The following is a 20,503-nucleotide window of genomic DNA, read 5'->3' as shown; positions in this document are numbered from 1 at the left end:
CCGGAAACCGCATGAACGAAACCGTTGACACCGAAATCGACGCGCCCGCGCTCGATCATTTCGAATTCGCATCAGCGCCGAGGCCGCCGGTCGGCGCTTCGACCAGGCGCTGGCCGAAGCTTTGCCGCAGTTCTCGCGCGCGCGTCTGTCCGGCTGGATCAAGGACGGTCGGGCCACGCTGAATGGCGAAGTGCGGCGACCCAAGGACAGCGTGCACGCTGGCGACTCCGTGGTCTTGGATGTCGAGCGCGAGATCCAGATCAGCGACGAGCCCGAGGACATTCCGCTCGACATCCTGTTCGAGGACCGCGACGTGCTGGTGATCAACAAGCCGGCCGGTCTGGTGGTGCACCCCGGTGCCGGCAACGCCCGCGGCACGCTGGTCAACGCCCTGCTGCATCATGACCCCAAGCTGCGCGAGCTGCCGCGTGCCGGCATCGTGCATCGTCTGGACAAGGACACCTCGGGCGCGATGGTGGTCGCGAAGACGCTGGAGGCACATGCAGCGCTGGTGGCGCAGTTGTCCGAGCGCGAGGTCAACCGACGCTATCTGGCGCTGGTCAACGGCACCTTGATTGCCGGTGGCAAGATCGATGCGCCGATCGACCGTCAGCCGCGCGATCGCATCCGCATGGGCGTGGTCGAGGGCGGGCGCGATGCGATCACGCACTACCGCGTGGTCGAGCGCTTCCGCGCGCATACGCTGCTCTCGTGCCAACTGGAGACCGGGCGCACCCACCAGATCCGCGTACACCTGAACCACATTCGCCACGGCATCGTCGGCGACCCGCTGTATGGACCGGGACTGAAATTGCCGAAGGGCGCGCCGCCGGCGCTGATCGAGTGCATGCGCGCGTTCAAGCGCCAGGCGCTGCATGCGGCGGAACTCGCGTTCGTGCATCCGCGCACGAAAAAGCAGGTCGCGTTCAGCGCGGTGATGCCCGAGGACATGGAAGAGCTGATCGCCTTCCTGCGGCGCGCCTCGCCGCCCGAATCGGCCTGATGGAGTGGTTCGTCCGTGCGCAGTGGCAAGCGCCCGGCTGTGTGCAGGGCCTGACCACGACACGCCTCGGACCCGGGGTTTCGGCCGCGCCCTTTGACCGCCTCAATCTGGGCGACCATGTCGGCGATGTTCCGGCCGCGGTCAGCGCCAATCGCGTGGCTCTGCGCCAGCACCTGCAACTGCCAGGCGAGCCGTTGTGGCTACGGCAGGTGCATGGTGTACGGGTGGTGGATGCTGATGCGCTCCCCGCCGGCGTCGTGCCCGAGGCCGATGCAGCGATCACGCGCTCGTCTGACTGCGTGCTCGCCATTCTCACTGCCGACTGCCTGCCGGTGTTGTTCGCGGCCGACGATGGCTCGGTGATCGGTGCGGCGCACGCCGGTTGGCGCGGATTGGCCGCGGGTCTGCTCGAAGCCACCGTGGCCGCGATGCAGATCGATCCGGCGAGGCTGGTGGCCTGGATCGGCCCTGCGATCCGCCAGCCGGCATTCGAGGTGGGCGCAGAAGTGCGCGAGGTCTTCGTTGACCGCGATCCTCTTGCCGTTGCTGCCTTCGAGCCGAGCACGCGGGCCGGCCATTTCCTTTGCGACCTGGCGCTGCTGGCGCGCCTGCGTCTGGCTGCGACCGGGCTCGATCGCGTCGCGGACTGCGGTGTCTGCACCTTCGCCGATGCCACGCGCTTCTACTCGCATCGCCGTGGCTCGCCTACCGGAAGGGTCGCAACCCTGCTGTGGCGCGGCGTGCGCTGAAGCCTTCGTTTTCAACCGGCTGGCGACAGCCCGCGCGCACAGGGGTATCTTTGCCGAACCCATTTCGCGAGGGACGGGCAATGAAGACGTGCATGCGTTTGCTGGGTTTGGTTCTGGCGGCCGGAGCGACTCTGGCCTGGGCTGGTGACGGCGTGGTGCAGCCGCGCCAGGCCGAGTTCCACATCAATGACAGCAGTGAGCCGACGCCGCAGGCGCCGCCGAGTCCGGTGACCGTGTTTGGCCGCAGCGTCGGAGTGCGAGTGCTGCCGACCCACCCGATCTACGCACCGCCGGATGCGGCGGCTACGCGCGTCGATTACGTGGAGACGCCGCGACCGAGTCGCGGCAACCCGAACGCGCCGCGCGGCAAGGGTGCGCCTGGTCCGGTTGTCGCCTTGCCCGAGTGGCAGGCGCCGGCGCCAAAGATCTGGGGCAGCGTCTCGCCGTTGTTCGACTCGATCGACTTCCTCGACAACAGCACCTACAACGACGGCTACCTGTTCATCCCGGCCGATCCGCATGCAGCCGTTGGTCCCTCGCACGTGGTCACCATCGTCAATGTCACGGTGATGATCCACGACAAGACCGGGGCGCTGCTGTATTCGTCCGGGCTGCAGGACTTCTTCGCGGGCTTGGGGGCCAGCGCGCCGGTCACCTACACCTTCGACCCCAAGGTCTATTACGACACGCAGTCCGGCCGCTACATACTGGTGACCCTGGAGCAGGAAGACCTCACCGGTACGTCGAGCGACAAGTCTTACATCTTCTTCGCGGTGTCCGACGACAGTGACCCCACCGGTACCTGGTACCAGTTCCGCGTCGACTTCAAGGCGCTGTATGGCTCGAACCGCTGGTTCGACTACCCGGGCTTCGCCTTCGACGAGGAAGCGGTGTACCTGACCGGTAACGTGTTCGGGTTCGGCGCTGGCGGCTCCTTCGACGGCGTGCGCATGTTCACGATCGCCAAGGGCATGGGAACGGGCGGCTGGTATGACGGCGGTACCGCCACAGTCTATGGTCCAACCAATCCCTACGCATCCAGTGGCGTAGCCTCCACGACCATGCCCGCACGCATCGAGGGCACGCCGCCCGCGGGCGCCATCGGCACTTGGCTGACCCTCTACAGCGGCATCGCCTCCGGCAGCACCGAGTACATCCAGGCGATGCGCGTGGACAGCCCGCTCAGCGCCACGCCGACGTTCACGCTGACGCAGTTGTCGCAAGGCAACATCGACAGCGGCGCCGCGATGCCGGGTGCTCCGCAGCCCGGTACCGATGCTGGCGGCACCAATCGGCTCCTCGACGCCGGCGACAAGCGCGCCTTGGAAGCAGTGTGGCGTGCCAATGATCTGTGGACGGTGTTCACCATCGTCTCCAACGCGGCGCCGAACAGTGGTCAGCCCACTGCGCGCTACCTGCGGCTCGATACCACCACGCCCTCCGCGCTGAGCATCGCCGATTCCGGCAACGCCGGTGGCGAGGACATTTCCGCCGGGCTGTACACCTACTACCCGTCGATCGGCCTCAACGACTACGGCCACATGGCGATGGGGTTCACCGGCTCCAATGCCTCGACCTACGCCAGTTCCTATGCCGTCAGCCGTCGTGCCGGTGATGGTGCCGGGGTGTTGTCCGCGACCAAGCTGGTCAAGGCCGGCGTTGCGCACTACTACCGGGCCTTCGGCGGTACGCGCAATCGCTGGGGTGACTACACCGCAACCCCGCGTGATCCGAGCACGCAGTGCTTCTGGCACTACAACATGTGGGCCGACACCACAGGGACGATTCTGGGCTCCTATCCGAACGAGAACGGCCGCTGGAGCACCGCGGTCGGGCGCTTCTGCGTCTGCGATGGCGACGAGTCCACGGTCGATACCGACTTTGATGGCGTCTGCGCCAACGTCGACAACTGCGACGCCGCTGCGAATCGGGATCAGGCCGACGGCGACAGCGACGGCGTCGGCAACGTCTGCGACAACTGTCCACTGGTCGCCAACCCGAGCCAGACCGATACCGATCTCGATGGCATCGGTGATGCCTGCGACACCGGCGCGGTCGCCTCGACCACGACCATCACCAGCAGCCCGGATTCGAGCGACTTCGGCGAGATGGTCAGCCTCACGGCGACCGTCAGCGGCGGTTCCGGAACGCCGACCGGCTCCGTTTCGTTCACCGACGGCGCCACGCCGCTTGGCAGCGTGAGCCTGAACGTGATGGGCATGGCGGTACTGTCGACCAGCGGTCTCGCGGTCGGCGCACACACGATCGGCGCTGCCTACAGCGGTGACTCGACCTATGCCACCTCGTCGGGCTCCGACCCACACACTGTGGTCAAGTCCGACACCACGCTCTCGATCAGCGACTCCCCGGAACCGAGCACACAGGGCAGTCCGGTGACGATCACGGCAAGCTTGAGCGTCGTCGCACCGGGTGCGGGCACGCCCACCGGTTCGATCACGGTCACTGCAACCAACTCGACCGGTTGCACCATCACCTTGCCGGCAGTGAGTTGCGCACTGACCTTCAGCGCAAGTGGCTCGCAGACGATCAACGCCAGCTACGGCGGTGACGGCAGCTTCAGCGGCTCGGCTGCAGCGCCGATCACCAACCTGTCGAACCCGTCGAACACGGCACCGACGATCACCTCGGTCAGCGATCAGACCATCGCCGAAGACGGCAGCACGGGCGCGCTCGCGTTCACGATCGGCGATGCGCAGGATGCAGCGACGGCGTTGGTGGTCACGGCCACGTCCAGCAACGCCGCGCTGGTGCCGAATGCGCCGGTGAATCTGGTGCTGGCAGGCAGCGGCGCAGCGCGCAGCATCAACGTGATTCCCGCGGCCAACCAGAGCGGCAGCAGCACGATCACGCTGCGCGTGACCGACACCGGCGCGCTGTTCACGGAGACGACCTTCCTGGTCACGGTGACGGCGGTTGATGATGCCCCGGTGGCGGTCGCCGACAGCGCGACAGTGGCCGAGGACAGCGGCGCGAACACGATCGATGTGCTGCTGAACGACACCGACATCGATGCTGGGCCGAAGCTGGTGACTGCGGTCGGTACTGCGACCAACGGCACGGTGACGAACAACAGCAGCAACGTCAGCTACACGCCGACCGGTAACTACTGCGGCGCCGACTCGTTCACCTACACCATCACCGGCGGTAGCAGCGCCACGGTGAGCGTGACCGTGACCTGCGTTGATGATCCGCCGGTCGCAGTCGCCGACAGCCCGAGTGTGGCCGAGGACAGCGGCGCGAACACGGTCGATGTGCTGCTGAACGACACCGACATCGACGGCGGCGCGAAGCTGGTCACCTTGGTCGGCACGGCCGCGAACGGCACCACCGCGATCGGAGGCGGCGGCGCCAACGTCAGCTACGCCCCGACCGCGAACTACTGCGGCGCCGACTCGTTCACCTACACCATCACCGGCGGCAGCAGCACGACGGTCAGCGTCACCGTGACCTGCGTCGATGACGCACCCACGGCAGTCGCCGACAGCCCGAGCGTGGCCGAAGACAGCGGCGCGAACACGATCGACGTGCTCGCGAACGACACCGACATCGACGCCGGTCCGAAGCTGGTCACCCTGGTCGGTACGGCCACGAACGGCACCACCGCGATCGGAGGTGGCGGTGCCAACGTCAGCTACGCCCCGACCGGTAACTACTGCGGCGCCGATTCGTTCACCTACACCATCACCGGCGGCAGCAGCGCCACGGTGAGCGTGACCGTGACCTGCGTTGATGATCCGCCGGTCGCAGTCGCCGACAGCCCGAGTGTGGCCGAGGACAGTGGCGCGAACACGGTCGATGTGCTGCTGAACGACACCGACATCGACGGCGGCGCGAAGCTGGTCACCTTGGTCGGCACGGCCGCGAACGGCACCACCGCGATCGGAGGCGGCGGCGCCAACGTCAGCTACGCCCCGACCGCGAACTACTGCGGCGCCGACTCGTTCACCTACACGATCACCGGCGGTAGCAGCACGACGGTCAGCGTCATCGTGAGTTGCGTCGATGACGCACCCACCGCAGTTGCCGACAGCCCGAGTGTGGCCGAGGACAGCGGCGCGAACACGATCGATGTGCTGCTGAACGACACCGATATCGATGCTGGGCCGAAGCTGGTGACTGCCGTCGGCGCTGCGACCAACGGTACGGTGACCAACAACAGCACGAACGTCGGCTACGCGCCGAACGGCAACTACTGTGGTGCCGATAGTTTCAGTTACACCATCACCGGCGGCAGCAGCGCCACGGTCAGCGTCACCGTGACCTGTGTCAACGACGCACCGACCGCGGTGGGTTCGATCGCGACGCAGTCGGCGACCGAAGCCGTGCTGCTGAGCGTTGCCACGGCGTCGGCGTTCAATGATGTGGATGGCGACACGTTGAGCTACACGCTGGATGCGGGTGCACCCGCCTGGCTCTCGGTCGACTCGGGCACGGGTGTCGTCAGCGGCACACCGCCGATCGGCGCCGCGCCCGGACCGTATAGCGTCACCGTCACCGCCAGCGATCCGGCGCTGACCAGTGCCGCGCAGACGTTCTCGATCACCGTGCTTCCGTTCGGATTGTTCAAGGACGGCTTCGAGACGGTGCCCTGATCGAGCTTGATCCTGCCGTCCAGGAAGCCCCGCTGCTGCGGGGCTTCCTGTTTGCGGAGCCGGCGTCAGGCTTTTCCGGGCGCCGCCGACCGGGCAGACTGGAGCCCAAACCGAGGAGGCGTCCGCCATGAGCCAGACCGCACTGATTCCCGTCGCGAACGGGACCGAGGACATCGAGGCCGTGACCCTGATCGACGTGCTGCGCCGCGCCGGATTCTCGGTCATCGTGGCCAGCGTCGGCAGCGCTCGCGAAGTCACTTGCGCCAACGGCACCCGCATCGTCGCCGACACCTTGCATGCCGACGTCGCCGGACGCAGCTTTGGTTTGATTGCGCTACCGGGCGGAATGCCGGGCGCGGAGCACCTGCGCGACACGCCAGCATTGATCGCTCAGCTGCGCGCCCAGGATGCGCGTGGCGCCTTGTTCGGGGCGATCTGCGCTTCGCCCGGCGTCGTGCTCGGCACGCATGGACTGATCGGCGCGCGCCGGGCCACGGCCTATCCGGGCTTCGAGGGCCTGCTGCCGGCCGGAAGTTTCGTGGACCAGCGCGTGGTGCGCGACGGCCACCTCGTCACCAGCCGCGGCCCCGGAACCGCGCTCGAGTTCGCGTTGGCTCTGGTCGAGGCACTCGGGCATGCCGACCTGGCCGCGCAGCTCGCCACCGGCATGCTCGCCCGCCGCTGAGCCTCAGGGCGAGCCCTGCACGGTCTCGAAGCCGTCGGCGTGCAGGACCTCCGGCGGCAGGTCCACGGTCAGGCTGACGGTATCCCAGAAAATGTCGTCCGAAGTCTGGTCGCCGAAGCTGTCGATCGCGACGATCAGTGCGGATAGCTGCTCGATCAGGCTGCCGCGTTGCCAGACGCCACCGTCCTCGGAGCGCGGCAGCGTAAAGGGCGTGAGCACCTGCGTCTGTCCGTCCACCGTGATCGACACCCAGCGGTCGTTGCGCTGGTTGGCCTTGAGCGTGATCTGGTGCCAGGCGTTCCAGCCGAGCCCCTGGCCGACGGTGAGCGGGACCGGTTCGTTGTTGTTGCTGCCATTGAACATCGCGATGCCGACGTTGGCGCCGCTGTCCTGCTTCGCCACCCCGTTGCCGCCATACACGCCGAAGGCGATGATCTCGTAGCCGGGATGCGGTCCGCCGCCGGCGACCAGTGACGCGTTGTATTCGTTCAGCGCCGTGAGATCGCTGGACTTGCCCTGGAAGCGGGCGCTGAGCGTGATCAGCGGGTGGGTGGCGAGATTCGGAGCGGTGAGGTCGCGTCGATCGATGGTCTGCGAAGCATCGGTGTTGGCGGCTACGATGAACTCGCGCAATGCCTTCCCGGCGTAGGCGGTGGTGCTCTGGAACTCGCCATAGGCCGGGGCCGGCGCCGAGCCCTGGTACCAGCCGCCATGGCCGGCCGCCCCAGGATAGGCCAAGGTTGCCCCCAGCGTCATGGTGTCGAAGTTGTTGCTGTACACCGTCACCGCTGATGGCGACGAGGGTGCCTCGGTCGCTGCCAGTCCATTTGTCGGCAGCGCGAGCAGTGCCAGTGCCAGCCGGTGCCCGAGACCGGCGAGGTGGCGTAGCGCAGGGGCTGGAACGGGATGTGGGTTCATTGCGCGTCGTCCGATCCGAAGTGAGTGCTCCCAGTCTAGCGGCGCCTGGCCCACGGTAGGCCGCATCGAAGCGGAGACAAAAAAACCGCGGCCCTTGCGGGCCGCGGTTGGGGAGGGCGGGCGTGCTCAGCGCGCCGCGTTGGAGTTCATGTTGCTGTTGCGGCTGCTGTCGGTCACTTGGGCCGGGTCGCGCATGCCGCCGGTGTGGCACCAGCCGGTCTTGTGGCCGAGGTTCACCGCGCCGCTCAGCTGGCCCTTGGCCTTCTCGGTGGTGCCGTCTTCCGGGTCGGAGAGCAGCACGTCGGTGGCCATGTTGCAGTAGTCGTAGACCCAGCTGCGATCGGTGAACGAAGTGGTGTGGAAGTTCACCTTGGCGCGCGCCCAAGTTGGAATGCCGGCGAGCCAGCTCGAGGCGCCGCTGTAGGTCAGGTTGGCATTGGTGCCGCAGCCGACGCCGAAGATCGAGCCGAGCACGGCGGCGTTGCCGGCGAGCGCGGTGCCCTGGTAGGGCGTGCCGACCGACTGGATCAGGCGCGAACCGGTGGCGTTGTCGAGGCCCGACCAGTAGTAGGTGTAGAGGTGCAGCGACGCGGCGCCGCCCTGGCTGTGCGCAACCACCCCGTAGGAGTTCCAGGTCGCACCGAAGGTCTTGATCAGGTTCGCGAACTGGTCGTGCGAACGGTTCTTGTTGAAGTCCTTGAACACCGCGGCGTTGCCGAACTGGTAGGCGACCGGGCCCCAGGCATCGCCGGAGCAGTAGCCATGCACCAGCAGCAACTTGGTGCCGACGCCCTTGGCCTGGACCAGATCGGCCGGACGCGCGCCCATCTGCATCTCCTCGTCGACTACGACACGGCGCTCGAACGCGGCCTTCGGCAGCGCGCCGAGGTTGATCGGAAGTTCCGCGACCGTGGCCAGCGGGATGAAGTGGTTCGGGTCCTCGATGCGCAGGTTTCGCAGCGTGAACGGGCCGATGGCCTTGGCCTTCGCGATCCAGCGCGCATCCAGCGACAGCGGCAGACGGCCGCCATCGAGTTCGCTCATGCCGCCGATCCAGGCGACGGCGACATCGCGGCCATTGCGCTTGCCCCAGACTTCGCCGATGACGCGATAGTGGTCGCTGCCGGCCTTGGACACGCTGACTTCGAGATCGAGCGCGATGCGGCGATCGGAAACGGCCTTGCCGAACACGGTGGCCTGACGCACGGCGATCTGATCGGCGATCACCGGCAGCGCGAACTCGGCGCTGCGTACAAAACCCTTGCCATCGGCGGTGCGACCGCTGGCGATGACCTGCGCGCTGTGCTCGCCGGCGCGGAGCGCGGCGAAGTCGGCGCCAAAGATGCCATCAAGCGCCTTGCCATCGCCGTGCAGACCATCGTCGAACATCGCGTACTCGGACACGCCATCGGGGCCGGTCACGCGCAGTTTGGCCTCGGCGATCACCGGCACCGACGCGCCGCCCTCTTCGTCATAGACCGAGGCGACGAAACCGATGCGCTTGCCGACTTGCTGATTGAAACTGGTCGGATGCGCCATCAGGCGAGTCTTGCCGGCGCCTTCGACCAGCACGAAGCCTTGCGCCGCGGCGTTGCCCTCGAGCGAGAGCGTCCAGTCACCCGGCATCATCGCCTTGAAGCCATAACGAACGGCCGGGAAGTTCTGGCCCTCGAGAGCGAAATTGGTGTGGTCGAGCTCCTGCGCCAGGTCGCGCACCGACTTGGCCGAGCTGCCCAGCGGATCGCGCAGCTGCAGGTTCCAGTTCGACTTGGCGGTGGAGAATGCGAGCAGGCGCAGATCCTCGCCTTCCACCGGCAGCGTTGTCTGCCAGCCGTAACGGCCGTCGCCGCGCTTGTCGAGGCGCACCGGCAACAGCGCGCTCTTCGAATGCACCGCGGTGCTGGCCGGCTCGACCGCCGCCATCGCGGCGAAGTCGGACGGCGGACCGGCAAGCTGCTTGGTCGCGAGCTGCGCCGCAGAAACGGAAGCAAACGGAACTGCCGCAGCAGCGAGGGACAACAGGAAACCGGTATGACGCTTGATCACGAAACCCTCCCAGATTTGGTGCGCGCACGAGCGGAAGCATGCGAACTTGGCGTGCTGTGTTTGGTGTGCGCCGGATCGAGTCCCCCGCTGGTCCGTACCCCTGAGTCCGGACAGGCGCGTGGTGAATTGTGCGGTAGTTCTCACTTTTTGCACGCTGCACTGCGTCAAACGCCCGTTTGAGACAGGTGTTTGCAATCGCAGAAGGTCAAAGCGAGCACTCGGTCCTGGATTGCCGCGGCGGGAGTGAAGCGCCAACGCCGCGCTTGAATCCGCCCGCGCCGGCCGCAGCTTGCGACCATCTCGCGGCGTGGCCGCATCAGACTTTGGGGATTCCCATGCGCATGGACAAACTCACCTCGCGCTTCCAGCAGGCCCTGCAGGAAGCCCAGTCGCTCGCCGTCGGTCGCGACCACAACATGCTCGAACCGGTGCACGTGTTGAGCGCACTGATGGAACAGCAGGGCGGTTCGGTGCGGCCCTTGCTGACCAAGGCCGGTGCCAATGTGCCGATGATCCGCCAGCGACTGTCGGCGATGCTCGACGCGCTGCCCAAGGTGAAAGGCCAGGAAGGCAACATCAATGTTGGCAACGACCTGAACCGGCTGTTGAATCTGACCGACAAGCTCGCACAGGAACGCGGCGACCAGTTCATCGCCAGCGAGTTGTTCGTGCTCGCGGCCGCAGACGACAAGGGCGAGATCGGCCAGCTGTTGCGCAATCACGGGGCGACCAAGGCCGTGCTTGCCGCCGCGATCGACCAGTTGCGCGGCGGCGAAGCGGTGTCCGACGCGAATGCCGAGGAACACCGCCAGGCGCTCGACAAGTACACGATCGACTTCACCAAGCGCGCCGAGGATTCCAAACTCGACCCGGTGATCGGCCGCGACGAGGAGATCCGCCGCGTGATCCAGGTGCTGCAGCGCCGGACCAAGAACAACCCGGTGCTGATCGGCGAACCCGGCGTCGGCAAGACCGCGATCGTCGAGGGCCTGGCCCAGCGCATCATCCACGACGAAGTACCGGAAGGCCTGAAAGGCAAGCGCCTGCTTTCGCTCGACATGGGTGCGCTGATCGCCGGCGCGAAGTTTCGCGGCGAGTTCGAGGAACGCCTGAAGGCGGTGCTGAACGATCTCGCCAAGCAGGAAGGCAACGTCATCCTGTTCATCGACGAGTTGCACACCATGGTCGGCGCCGGCAAGGCCGAAGGCTCGATGGATGCCGGCAACATGCTCAAGCCGGCGCTCGCGCGCGGCGAACTGCATTGCATCGGCGCGACCACGCTCGACGAATACCGCAAGTACGTCGAGAAGGACGCCGCGCTCGAACGCCGCTTCCAGAAAGTGTTCGTCGGCGAGCCGAGCGTCGAAGACACCATCGCCATCCTGCGCGGGCTGAAGGAGAAGTACGCGGTCCACCACGGCGTCGAAATCACCGACCCGGCGATCATCGCCGCGGCGACGCTGTCGCACCGCTACATCGCCGACCGCCAGTTGCCGGACAAGGCCATCGACCTGATGGACGAGGCGGCGTCGCGCATCCGCATGGAGATTGATTCCAAGCCGGAGGAGATGGACCGTTTGGAGCGGCGCCTGATCCAGCTCAAGATCCAGCGCGAGGCGCTGAAGAAGGAGAAGGATGCGGAGACGAAACAGCGGCTCTCCGATTTGGAAGTCGAGATTGCAAGACTCGAGCGCGAATTCTCGGACCTCGATGAAGTCTGGAAATCCGAGAAGGCTGCGGTGCAGGGCAGCACCAAGTTGAAGGAGGACATCGAACGCACGCGCAACGAGATGGATGCGGCGATGCGTCGTGGCGATCTGGCCAAGGTCTCGGAACTGCAGTACGGCCGGTTGCCGCAGCTCGAGGCGCAACTCGCCTCCGCGCAGGAAACCGAACAGAAGGGCTTCAAGCTGCTGCAGCAGAAGGTCACGGCGGACGAGATCGCGGAAGTGGTGTCGCGCTGGACCGGCATTCCGGTCAGCAAGATGCTCGAAGGCGAGCGCGACAAGCTGCTGCGCATGGAGGCGGAGCTGCACAAGCGCGTGGTCGGCCAGGACGAGGCGGTGGTCGCGGTCGCGGATGCGATCCGCCGCTCGCGTGCGGGTCTGTCCGACCCGAACCGGCCGAACGGCTCCTTCCTGTTCCTCGGCCCGACCGGCGTCGGCAAGACCGAGCTGTGCAAGGCACTCGCGGAGTTCCTGTTCGACTCGACCGATGCGATGGTGCGCATCGACATGAGCGAGTTCATGGAGAAACACAGCGTCTCGCGACTGATCGGTGCACCTCCGGGTTATGTCGGTTACGAAGAGGGTGGTTACCTGACCGAGGCGGTGCGGCGGCGTCCGTATTCGGTGATCCTGCTCGACGAGGTCGAGAAGGCGCACCATGACGTGTTCAACGTGCTGCTGCAGGTGCTCGACGATGGCCGCCTGACCGACGGCCAGGGCCGCACCGTCGACTTCCGCAACACCGTGATCGTGATGACCAGCAACCTCGGCTCGCAGCTGATCCAGGAATTCGCGTCACGCAATGACTACGCCGGCATGAAGGCATCGGTGCTGGAAGTGGTGCAGGGCCATTTCCGCCCAGAGTTCATCAATCGTCTCGACGAACTCGTGGTCTTCCATCCGCTCGGGCGCGAACACATCCGCAACATCGCGCGCATACAGTCCGGTCACTTGTCGAAGCGCCTCGCCGATCGCCACATCAAGCTCGAGATCAGCGACAGCGCGCTCGACCTGCTCGGCAACGCCGGCTTCGACCCGGTCTACGGCGCACGCCCGCTCAAGCGCGCGATCCAGAGCCAGCTCGAGAACCCGCTCGCCAAACAGATCCTGCAGAACCAGTTCGCCAGCGGCGACACCGTCGTCGTCGACCAGTTCAACGGCACGCTGCAGTTCCGGAAGGGGTGAGTTCGCCGCTCGCCAACACGCATGCACAGCGCTCGCGAAAGGCCGGGCGCGCGCTTAGAGCGTTGGCCAGGAATTGGCTTCCGACGCCTTCTTGATGGCGTCTGTTCGCCGGCGAATCAGTTCGTCTAGCTGTTGGCGTCGAAACTCCGAGAGGTATCTTGAAGTAGCGTCCTTGATCTCGTTTCGCGCGAGAAGAAGAGTTGGATCTGCCAGTGAGAACGCTGTCTGCAAGGTGGCGAACGCATTTCCGTCGTTGCACATCGAGATGATCTCTTCAGCATGTCGGGTGCGAGCCCGGTCGCGTGCGGCGAATAGAGCGACGGACCGCGTAACGAGGCATGGATCTTGACCCACTACACGCGCCAACTGTTCGTCGCAACCTGCGTTCAGTGCAAAGCCGGCGATGAAGCAAGCGTTTCGACGCGTATTCCGCTCCGCACTGGCGATCAAATTGGACAACCAATGCGTCGTGTCTAGCTGCGCGCGTCGGCGTTCAACTTCTATTCCGATTCTGCGCAGGTGGTCCTTCCTCACCGGCATACGAACAAGTGCAGTAAGGGCGTCGATCGCCCGAGCCGGATCTTTCTCCATCATGTCGTGAATCAGCGCTGGGGCGTCGGGGTGATTGGCCTGGGTCAGCGCCAGTGCCTGCTGAGTTGCCATATCCCAATCGATATCGAACATGCGTCGCATTTGTGCGGCGCGATGACCAACAGTCGTCATTCCTGTATCTGCACGGAAGTACTCCGACACCACGTCGTCATGTCCTTCCCCGGCACGCTGCGGGTCGAGCGTCACCTGATGCAGGTCTTCCTGGTCGAGAAATGGAAAGCCCCGCATCTTTGAAAGTTGCCTCCTTCGAATCTCAAGTCGATGCGGGTCCAACTCGCCACGACGGACGATCTCGATACAAGCGTCAATGAGCCTGGAGTCACCGACGGGCTGGTCACCGAGCGCGATGTCCAGTGCTCTATCCAGCGCGGCATCGCGAAACTCGAGGACATAGTCGGCAGCATCACCGCACCATTCGAGCCGCTTCGTCACCGCCTGAACAGCTTCTTGAATCGTGGTGTCGCGACGTTCGCCCAGACGCCTCATCGCAAAGAAGGCCCGCGTTGCCACCTCGGTGCCGAGCGTTCCGTTGAACGCGGTGTCGGGAATGCGTTGCCCGAGTTCTTTGTCTGGAACGCAGGCGATGATGGCGAGTGCGATGGATAGACTGCGTTCGTCGGCCCGGTCCAGCAGTACATGCAGTTTCGTGGTGACTGCGTCGGAAAGCGTCTCAGTGTCCACCAAGTGGCGATGCCACCCACGAAGTGAAATCCTGGTCAGGGTATGAAGCGATTGATCAAGCAGCTCCGCCAGGTGACCCGCGCGAATGAGGTGCAGCGCAGCTAGCGCGGGTTGATCCGAAAAGCCCCTCTGCCTCGGCGCTTCCTGCTCGGCCGAAAGCATGAGAAGCGTCGAGACATCCGCTGTACCAGCATCAACCAGGTCTTCCCTAAGCGCTTGTTCCCGAATTTCGCGGCGAGTGTCCTGCATCTCTGCCCGCAGCAAGCCACTCCACCGGTCGCCTCCAATTCGCCGCAACAAACCTCTGGCGGAGTCTCGAAGCGTGGAGTGTGGTTTGCCCGGTTGGGCTGGTAGTGCCAAGCGGAGCAACGTATCGGCGAGAGCCGAGACTCTGTCTTGCGAGAAGGCGCTGGTGAAGCCAGCGCCTTGAAACTCCGAGATCGCGCGAATTTGATGGTCGATCACGTTCAATGAACTGAATTCATTCATTGTGTCGAGCACCTTCGACAATGCAGTCAGCATCGCCGCCGCGAGTGAAGGTGACACAGCATCACCGTGAAGCGCGAGTAGCTGAGCCGCCACCGATCGATGCTGGTCAGTGCTTACGACGCTCTCAAGTGGTTGGCGTGCTTCAGTTGCCGCATGAATGAGCAACGCGCCGTTCATTTCGCTACCGAAAAATCCGATCTCGGAGTAGTGTCTATCGAAGAAATTCAGGGCACGTGCGGGCGAGAGCACCGCCAGCGTCGCGAAAATGCGATGACCATCTCCCCGCTGATGAGCATCGTCGTTCAGTGCCTCGGCGACATCATGCAGGCCGAATCTCAGTGCAACTCGTGCCCTGAGTTCCGCTTTGCCTGAGGGGAGCGATGAAAGAACATCGTGTCCGTGCTCCGACCAAAGTGCGTCCGCAAATGGCTCTGCCGATTGCGTCAGAAGATGCACCCAAGTCGATGCGGCCAGTCCGTTGCCACGTCGGAGGTCCTCCACGATCTGCTTGCTGGCCCACTGCGCTGCTAGCGGCAGGCAGGCAAGCATGGCGCGTCGCAACTCGTGCTCTGCCCCAATCATCGCGGGTGGCTCCCTCGTTGCCTCAAGTTCGGCAAGACGTCGATGCACGAGTGGTGCGGCGGCCAGTGAGGGGAAGTCGCCCAACTTAGACATCCAGCGATGTGCGGCCGTCGCTGTTGCAGCGCTGAGTTGTCCAGCAATGAACGTCGCGACTTCCTGAGGATGGTGTTTGCCTATGGACTCGACGGCCGCGATCAAGGCGTCTGTCCAGTAGGTTGTGGATCCTTCGCCAGATCGCGTAGCGAGAGCATCGAGAAGTGCCAAACCTGATTTCCCCAACGTCGGCAGTAGCTCAGTGGCGAAGGAATGCGCGGAATGAGCGTCGATCGATCCCATCCATGCGGTGCAGACCTCTGCGCATCGCTCTTCGGATTCTCGTCTCAGCAACCACACGATGTCCATCAAGACATACCCCAACAAGGGCTGCGCATTGGGGCGCGCATGCGAATCGTCAGGGCGCTTTCCGAGCGGACTCAAACACTGGGCCAACGCTTTGGCATCGATCTCCCCGGCGACAAACCGGCGTTCCAGGCGGCGTGCGAGATACCAGTTGAGCAGGCGGTCATGCACAAATCCCCAGCGATCGTCGGGGTAGCTCACCATCAGGCCGGACTCGCGAAACGCTCCGATCAATGAGTGCGACATCCCGGCTTGCAACAAGGCTTCCTGGGACCATGGATAGTCAACGTCAGGGTCGAGCAGAAGGTCGGCGTGCAGATAATCTCTGTGTTCCGGGGCTAGTCGTTTCCAAAACGCGCCGAACCCGCGCCCAACAAGTTCGTATTCGTTCGCTGGCGTGAATGTTCGAGAGTCAAGATCGGCGAACAGTCGTGCGAACAGCGGGGTTGTCAATATCAGGCGAATGTCGGGTGGAAGCAGGGTGTCGTCGATGCCACGGCGAGCGAGGTATCGGTGCAACTGCAGAAAAGTGAATGCGGGAATGTCGACCCGATCGGCACCGCCCAGCTCAGCCGATGCGAGGTTCGCTGCCGCAACGACTCGGATGCCGCAGTCTTGCGGAATGACTGTGCAGAGTGCTTGCGCCTGGGATTCGTCCAGAGTCTCCGCGATTCCGACGGTGAGCCAATACGACCCAACGGAATGCGCGTCGCGCGCTTTTTCACTGAGCGCTCGAAGCGACGGGTCGCCGGACTTGCCCATGGCTTCGACCCAGACACGTCGCGAAACGCTCGCATCAAATCGAGGCAGTTCCGAGGCAGGTAGATGGATGGCCAGCAAACACCGTTCGAGACTGTCTTGCAGGACCGCTTCGACCTCCCACGACTTTCCGAATCCACTTCGTCCGGTGAAAAGCGTGAACGCTGAACTGGGATCAACCGCGACTCGGGGGATGTGCTCGGACTTGTCGAATCCCCAAGCCTTCTTCTCCCGTCGCTCGTGCAGCAGGCGTTGGGCTAGCTTCGGGAGTGCCCCGAAGGACCAGGCGGACCACCCGGCAACCCTGCGGAACTCCGAAATATCGATTGTGGAATCCCCGGATTTGGCGCGTTGAATCAACCACCCGATCAACGAGCGACGTTTTTCGACAATCTGGTCGTCCGGGTGATGTTCGGCGAGAAAACGATCGACTCCGGCGACGATTTCGTCTTCGGTACGCGGATCCGCAAATCGACAATGTGCCAGCACCTGCGAAATCTGATCGATTGTCGTGCTTGATTTCTTGATCTCGCGATCGATGTCGTCTTTGATCGAGCGCAGGAATTCGTCGTCTGAAGCAAATGACTTCCTGCCGATAGACACGCGATCCGTGCCCAAAGCGCCAGTTGCGACCCGTCGGATGAACTGCTCCCATGCGTCCTGATGCGTGATACCTGCTGCAGTCTGCAACTCATAGTGGCTCGGTTCGCCGCGATGAACGCGCTTTGCCCTCAGAAAATCCGGCAGCACTCCACTGACGAACTCAGCGTACTTCAGGGGCTGGTCGCGCAGTTTGACTTGAATGACGTCTGCGGCGCCGCCGCTAACCCGCATCGCATCACCGCCACCCGCTGGCTCCAGGACAACGCATGCACTGCTCTGACCCGCGTCCGGCGCGAGGATGTGAACAGCGGACAATTCCCGCAGATCGTCAATTGCTCTGAGCATCTGGTAACAGATGCCGCCAATATTCGCTGCGCCGCCTCGTGTGCTCATGACCTGATCCTAGTCAATCTCAGAGCGATCGGGTATCAGTCAACGATGCCTCCGAGGCAAACCACTCTGTGGTGCAACGCCGGCTTCGACCCGGTCTACGGCGCGCGCCCGCTCAAGCGCGCGATCCAGAGCCAGCTCGAGAACCCGCTGGCCAAGCAGATCCTGCAAGGCCAGTTCGTCAGCGGCGACACCGTCGTGGTCGACAACTTCAACGGCACGCTGCAGTTCCGCAAGGGGTGATGTGACTCGGCTATCATGCACGCGATGAACATGGACCGGCAGCTGGTGGAGTATGCGGCGAGGTGGCGCGAGGTTTCGCCGCAGCTCGAGGCCATGCGCGACCAGGAACTTGTATCCACTCCGCTGCCGATCGCCATGGAGCAACTTGCTGGCATGGTCGAGTCCGCCGTGTTTCTTGAGCCGCTTTCGAATACTTCCGGCATGGTCGAGATGCAGCGCATCCTTGCCCTGTTGCGCGAATGAACTGGTTGGTGAGAGCCGCGCAGCAGGTTCAGGATGTCCTGAGCACGGCGGGCATCCCGTTCTGTTTCATCGGCGGATTTGCCGCCCAGCGCCATGCGGAGCCGCGCGTCACGCGCGATGTCGACGTGTCGATCCTGGCCGGTCTGGGCAACGAGGCGCCGGCCATCGACCTGATGCTCGCGCACTTCGCGCCTCGGCGTGACGACGCCCGCGCTTTCGCAACCCGCTACCGCGTGCTCCTGCTGAAGACTGAGGACGACATCGGCATCGATGCAACATTGAGCGCGCTGCCGTTCGAGGCTGAGGTGATAGCGCGCAGTTCGTTGTTCGAGTTCGCTCCCGGTGTCTGGCTGCGGACCTGCAGCGCCGAGGATCTGCTGGTGATGAAGATCTTTGCGGGACGACCGATCGATTGGCGCGATGTGGAGATGATCCTGCGGCGATATCGGCGACAGGGTCTGGATCTGGCAGCAGTCGAAGCGCGGGTCATGCCGCTGCTGCAAGCGAAGGACGAGGTCTCGTCCTGGGACGAGTATCAGAGATTGCTGAAGCGGGTCACTGGCTGAGCCAAACCCCGATTCCATCGCCCTCGCGTTGCATGCATCGCCCCAACCAACCCCAGGAGCGATGTCATGTACGCACGCAAGTCCCTGTCGCTGGCGATTGCCGCCGGCCTGATGTTCGGAATCGGTGCCTGCTCGGTGCAGGAGAAGAGCGACGCAGTCGCGGTGGTGGCGGACGACAAGGACGAGCGGCCGCTGTTCGACGAACCTGTGGACGCGAGTTCAACGGTGGTTCTGGCCGAGAAGCGCCAGGAACGCGCCGATGGGCGCAGCAATGAACAGGAAGTGGACGTCGCCTTCCTGCAGCCGCCGCCGGCACCGCCAGCGCCGGAACCGCCGCGGGAGATCAAGTCGCGGGAGGCGGCCAAGCAGAGCGCTCCGTCGGTTCAGCCCGCGCTGCAGTCGATCACGGTCAGCGGCACGATCGCGGCTTCGCCCAGCGTTCCCTTGCAGGGGCAGCCGATGGCCGGCGACATCACGACCGAGAAGTACGCGGACCACGAGGACAATGCAGTGATGCGCGTGGCCGAGCAGCCGGTCTCGACCTTCAGCATCGACGTCGACACCGGCAGCTACACGAACGTGCGGCGCATGTTGAACCAGGGTCAGCTGCCGCCGCGCGATGCGGTACGCGCCGAGGAGTTCATCAACTACTTCGACTACGCGTTTGCCGCACCGAAGGACCGCAAGACGCCGTTCGCGGTGCATACCGAGGTCGCCCCGGCGCCGTGGAATGCGAAGCGGCACCTGATGATGGTCGGCATCCAGGGCTACGAAATTGCGGCGACGGAAATCCCGGCGGCGAACATCGTCTTCCTGATCGACACCTCGGGCTCGATGGAGTCTGCGGACAAGATCGGCCTGCTCAAGCAGAGCTTCATGGCCATGGTGCCGAAGCTGCGCGAACAGGATCGCATCAGCATCGTCGTCTATGCCGGTTCGGCTGGCCTGGTGTTGCCGCCGACCTCGGGCGCCGACCACGAAACCATTCTTGCCGCGTTCGATCGGCTGTCTGCCGGTGGATCGACCAATGGTGCAGCGGGCATCGAACTTGCGTATGAGCAGGCGAAGCGCGCCTTCATCAAGGGCGGCGTGAATCGCGTGATTCTCGCGACCGATGGCGATTTCAATGTCGGCACGGTCGACATGGAGTCGCTGAAGACCATGGTGGCCGAGCAACGGCGCAGCGGCGTCTCGCTGACTACGCTCGGCTTCGGCCAGGGCAACTACAACGATGAACTGTCGGAGCAACTGGCCGACATCGGCAATGGCAACCATGCCTACATTGACACCTTGAACGAAGGCCACAAAGTCCTGGTCGAGGAGATGAGCAGCACCCTGTTCACGATCGCCAAAGACGTCAAGATCCAGGTCGAGTTCAACCCGGCCGTGGTTAGCGAATATCGATTGATCGGCTACGAGAACCGCATGCTTGCGCGCGAGGACTTCAACAATGACGCCGTCGACGCCGGCGAGATCGGTGCCGGCCACGATGTGACGGCGATCTACGAAGTTGCGCTCGCCGGCAGCGGCGCCGAGAGCGTCGACCCGCTGCGCTACGGCGCGAACGCGACGGTCAAGCACAGCGGCGAAGAACTCGCCTTCGTCAAGCTGCGCTACAAGCAGCCGGATGCCGACAAGAGCACCTTGATCGAGCGTCCGATCAGGCGCAGCCAGATCGCCCGCGAAGCGAGCCCGCGCCTTCAGTTCGCGGCCGCCGTCGCCGCTTTCGCCGACCGCTTGCGCGGTGGCGAGCACCTCGGCGATTTCAACCTGGCCGCGATCGGCAAGCTCGCCAGCCAGGCGCGCAACGACGACCGCTACGGCTACCAGCGCGAATTCGTCGAACTGGTGAACCGCGCGCAAGCGCTCAGCGGCGAAGCGACTCCGGTGGCGGTGGTTGCGGAGTAGGCTTGCGCTGAAGGGCGACCCCCTCCCGGCCTCCCCCTCGCTGCGCGAAGGGGAGGAGACAGGGCAGAGCAACCGCCTCCCGGCCTCCCCCTCGCTGCGCGA

At 64.5% G+C, this 20,503-nt stretch carries 11 protein-coding genes and 1 pseudogene; 9 read left to right on the top strand and 3 right to left on the bottom strand.

Annotation, left to right across the window (positions count from 1 at the left end; translation table 11 throughout):
- Nucleotides 1-70: 70 nt before the first annotated feature.
- From rluD to IPG63_02305, 4 genes are all read left to right on the top strand, one after another.
- On the top strand, nt 71-1,003 hold the full coding sequence (rluD, locus tag IPG63_02320) for a 23S rRNA pseudouridine(1911/1915/1917) synthase RluD (GenBank protein ID MBK6726087.1): 933 nt from the start codon (nt 71-73) through the stop codon (nt 1,001-1,003).
- Nucleotides 1,003-1,752, top strand: coding sequence for a peptidoglycan editing factor PgeF (pgeF, locus tag IPG63_02315; GenBank protein ID MBK6726086.1), 750 nt, complete (start codon nt 1,003-1,005; stop codon nt 1,750-1,752). The genes rluD and pgeF overlap by 1 nt, the downstream gene beginning before the upstream one ends.
- 92 nt (nt 1,753-1,844) lie before the next feature.
- The gene (locus IPG63_02310) at nt 1,845-6,365 is read left to right on the top strand and encodes a tandem-95 repeat protein (protein MBK6726085.1); all 4,521 of its coding nucleotides are present in this window, start codon (nt 1,845-1,847) and stop codon (nt 6,363-6,365) included.
- Between the two features lie 127 nt (nt 6,366-6,492).
- On the top strand, nt 6,493-7,050 hold the full coding sequence (locus IPG63_02305; protein MBK6726084.1) for a DJ-1/PfpI family protein: 558 nt from the start codon (nt 6,493-6,495) through the stop codon (nt 7,048-7,050).
- A gap of 3 nt (nt 7,051-7,053) precedes the next feature.
- On the opposite strand, the gene IPG63_02300 is transcribed toward IPG63_02305, so the two are convergent.
- Complete coding sequence (locus IPG63_02300; GenBank protein MBK6726083.1) at nt 7,054-7,968, bottom strand: hypothetical protein; 915 nt, start codon at nt 7,966-7,968, stop codon at nt 7,054-7,056.
- A 126-nt stretch (nt 7,969-8,094) separates the two neighbouring features.
- Nucleotides 8,095-10,014 carry a conditioned medium factor gene (locus IPG63_02295; protein ID MBK6726082.1) on the bottom strand — a complete coding sequence of 640 codons (1,920 nt, stop codon included), beginning with the start codon at nt 10,012-10,014 and terminating at the stop codon, nt 8,095-8,097.
- Between the two features lie 335 nt (nt 10,015-10,349).
- Between IPG63_02295 and clpB the strand changes: the two genes are divergently transcribed.
- On the top strand, nt 10,350-12,926 hold the full coding sequence (gene clpB / locus IPG63_02290; protein MBK6726081.1) for an ATP-dependent chaperone ClpB: 2,577 nt from the start codon (nt 10,350-10,352) through the stop codon (nt 12,924-12,926).
- A 54-nt stretch (nt 12,927-12,980) separates the two neighbouring features.
- Here the strand turns inward: clpB and IPG63_02285 are convergent, their stop codons facing one another.
- On the bottom strand, nt 12,981-17,444 hold the full coding sequence (locus tag IPG63_02285; GenBank protein ID MBK6726080.1) for a hypothetical protein: 4,464 nt from the start codon (nt 17,442-17,444) through the stop codon (nt 12,981-12,983).
- A gap of 75 nt (nt 17,445-17,519) precedes the next feature.
- On the opposite strand from IPG63_02285, the pseudogene IPG63_02280 reads away from it, so the two are divergent.
- From IPG63_02280 to IPG63_02265, 4 genes and pseudogenes are all read left to right on the top strand, one after another.
- A pseudogene (locus tag IPG63_02280) lies at nt 17,520-17,684 on the top strand (hypothetical protein).
- Between the two features lie 30 nt (nt 17,685-17,714).
- Nucleotides 17,715-17,927: a hypothetical protein gene (locus IPG63_02275; GenBank protein MBK6726079.1), complete on the top strand. Its 213-nt coding sequence runs from the start codon at nt 17,715-17,717 to the stop codon at nt 17,925-17,927.
- Nucleotides 17,924-18,493 carry a nucleotidyl transferase AbiEii/AbiGii toxin family protein gene (locus IPG63_02270; protein MBK6726078.1) on the top strand — a complete coding sequence of 190 codons (570 nt, stop codon included), beginning with the start codon at nt 17,924-17,926 and terminating at the stop codon, nt 18,491-18,493. The genes IPG63_02275 and IPG63_02270 overlap by 4 nt, the downstream gene beginning before the upstream one ends.
- Nucleotides 18,494-18,604: 111 nt before the next feature.
- Nucleotides 18,605-20,401, top strand: coding sequence for a VWA domain-containing protein (locus IPG63_02265; GenBank protein ID MBK6726077.1), 1,797 nt, complete (start codon nt 18,605-18,607; stop codon nt 20,399-20,401).
- Nucleotides 20,402-20,503: the final 102 nt, after the last annotated feature.

The sequence above is a fragment of the Lysobacterales bacterium genome (genome assembly GCA_016703225.1).
In the GTDB taxonomy this organism is placed as follows: Bacteria; Pseudomonadota; Gammaproteobacteria; order Xanthomonadales; family Ahniellaceae; genus JADKHK01.
Note: the sequence above shows the minus strand (reverse complement) of the source record. Positions and strands in the feature narration are given on the sequence as shown.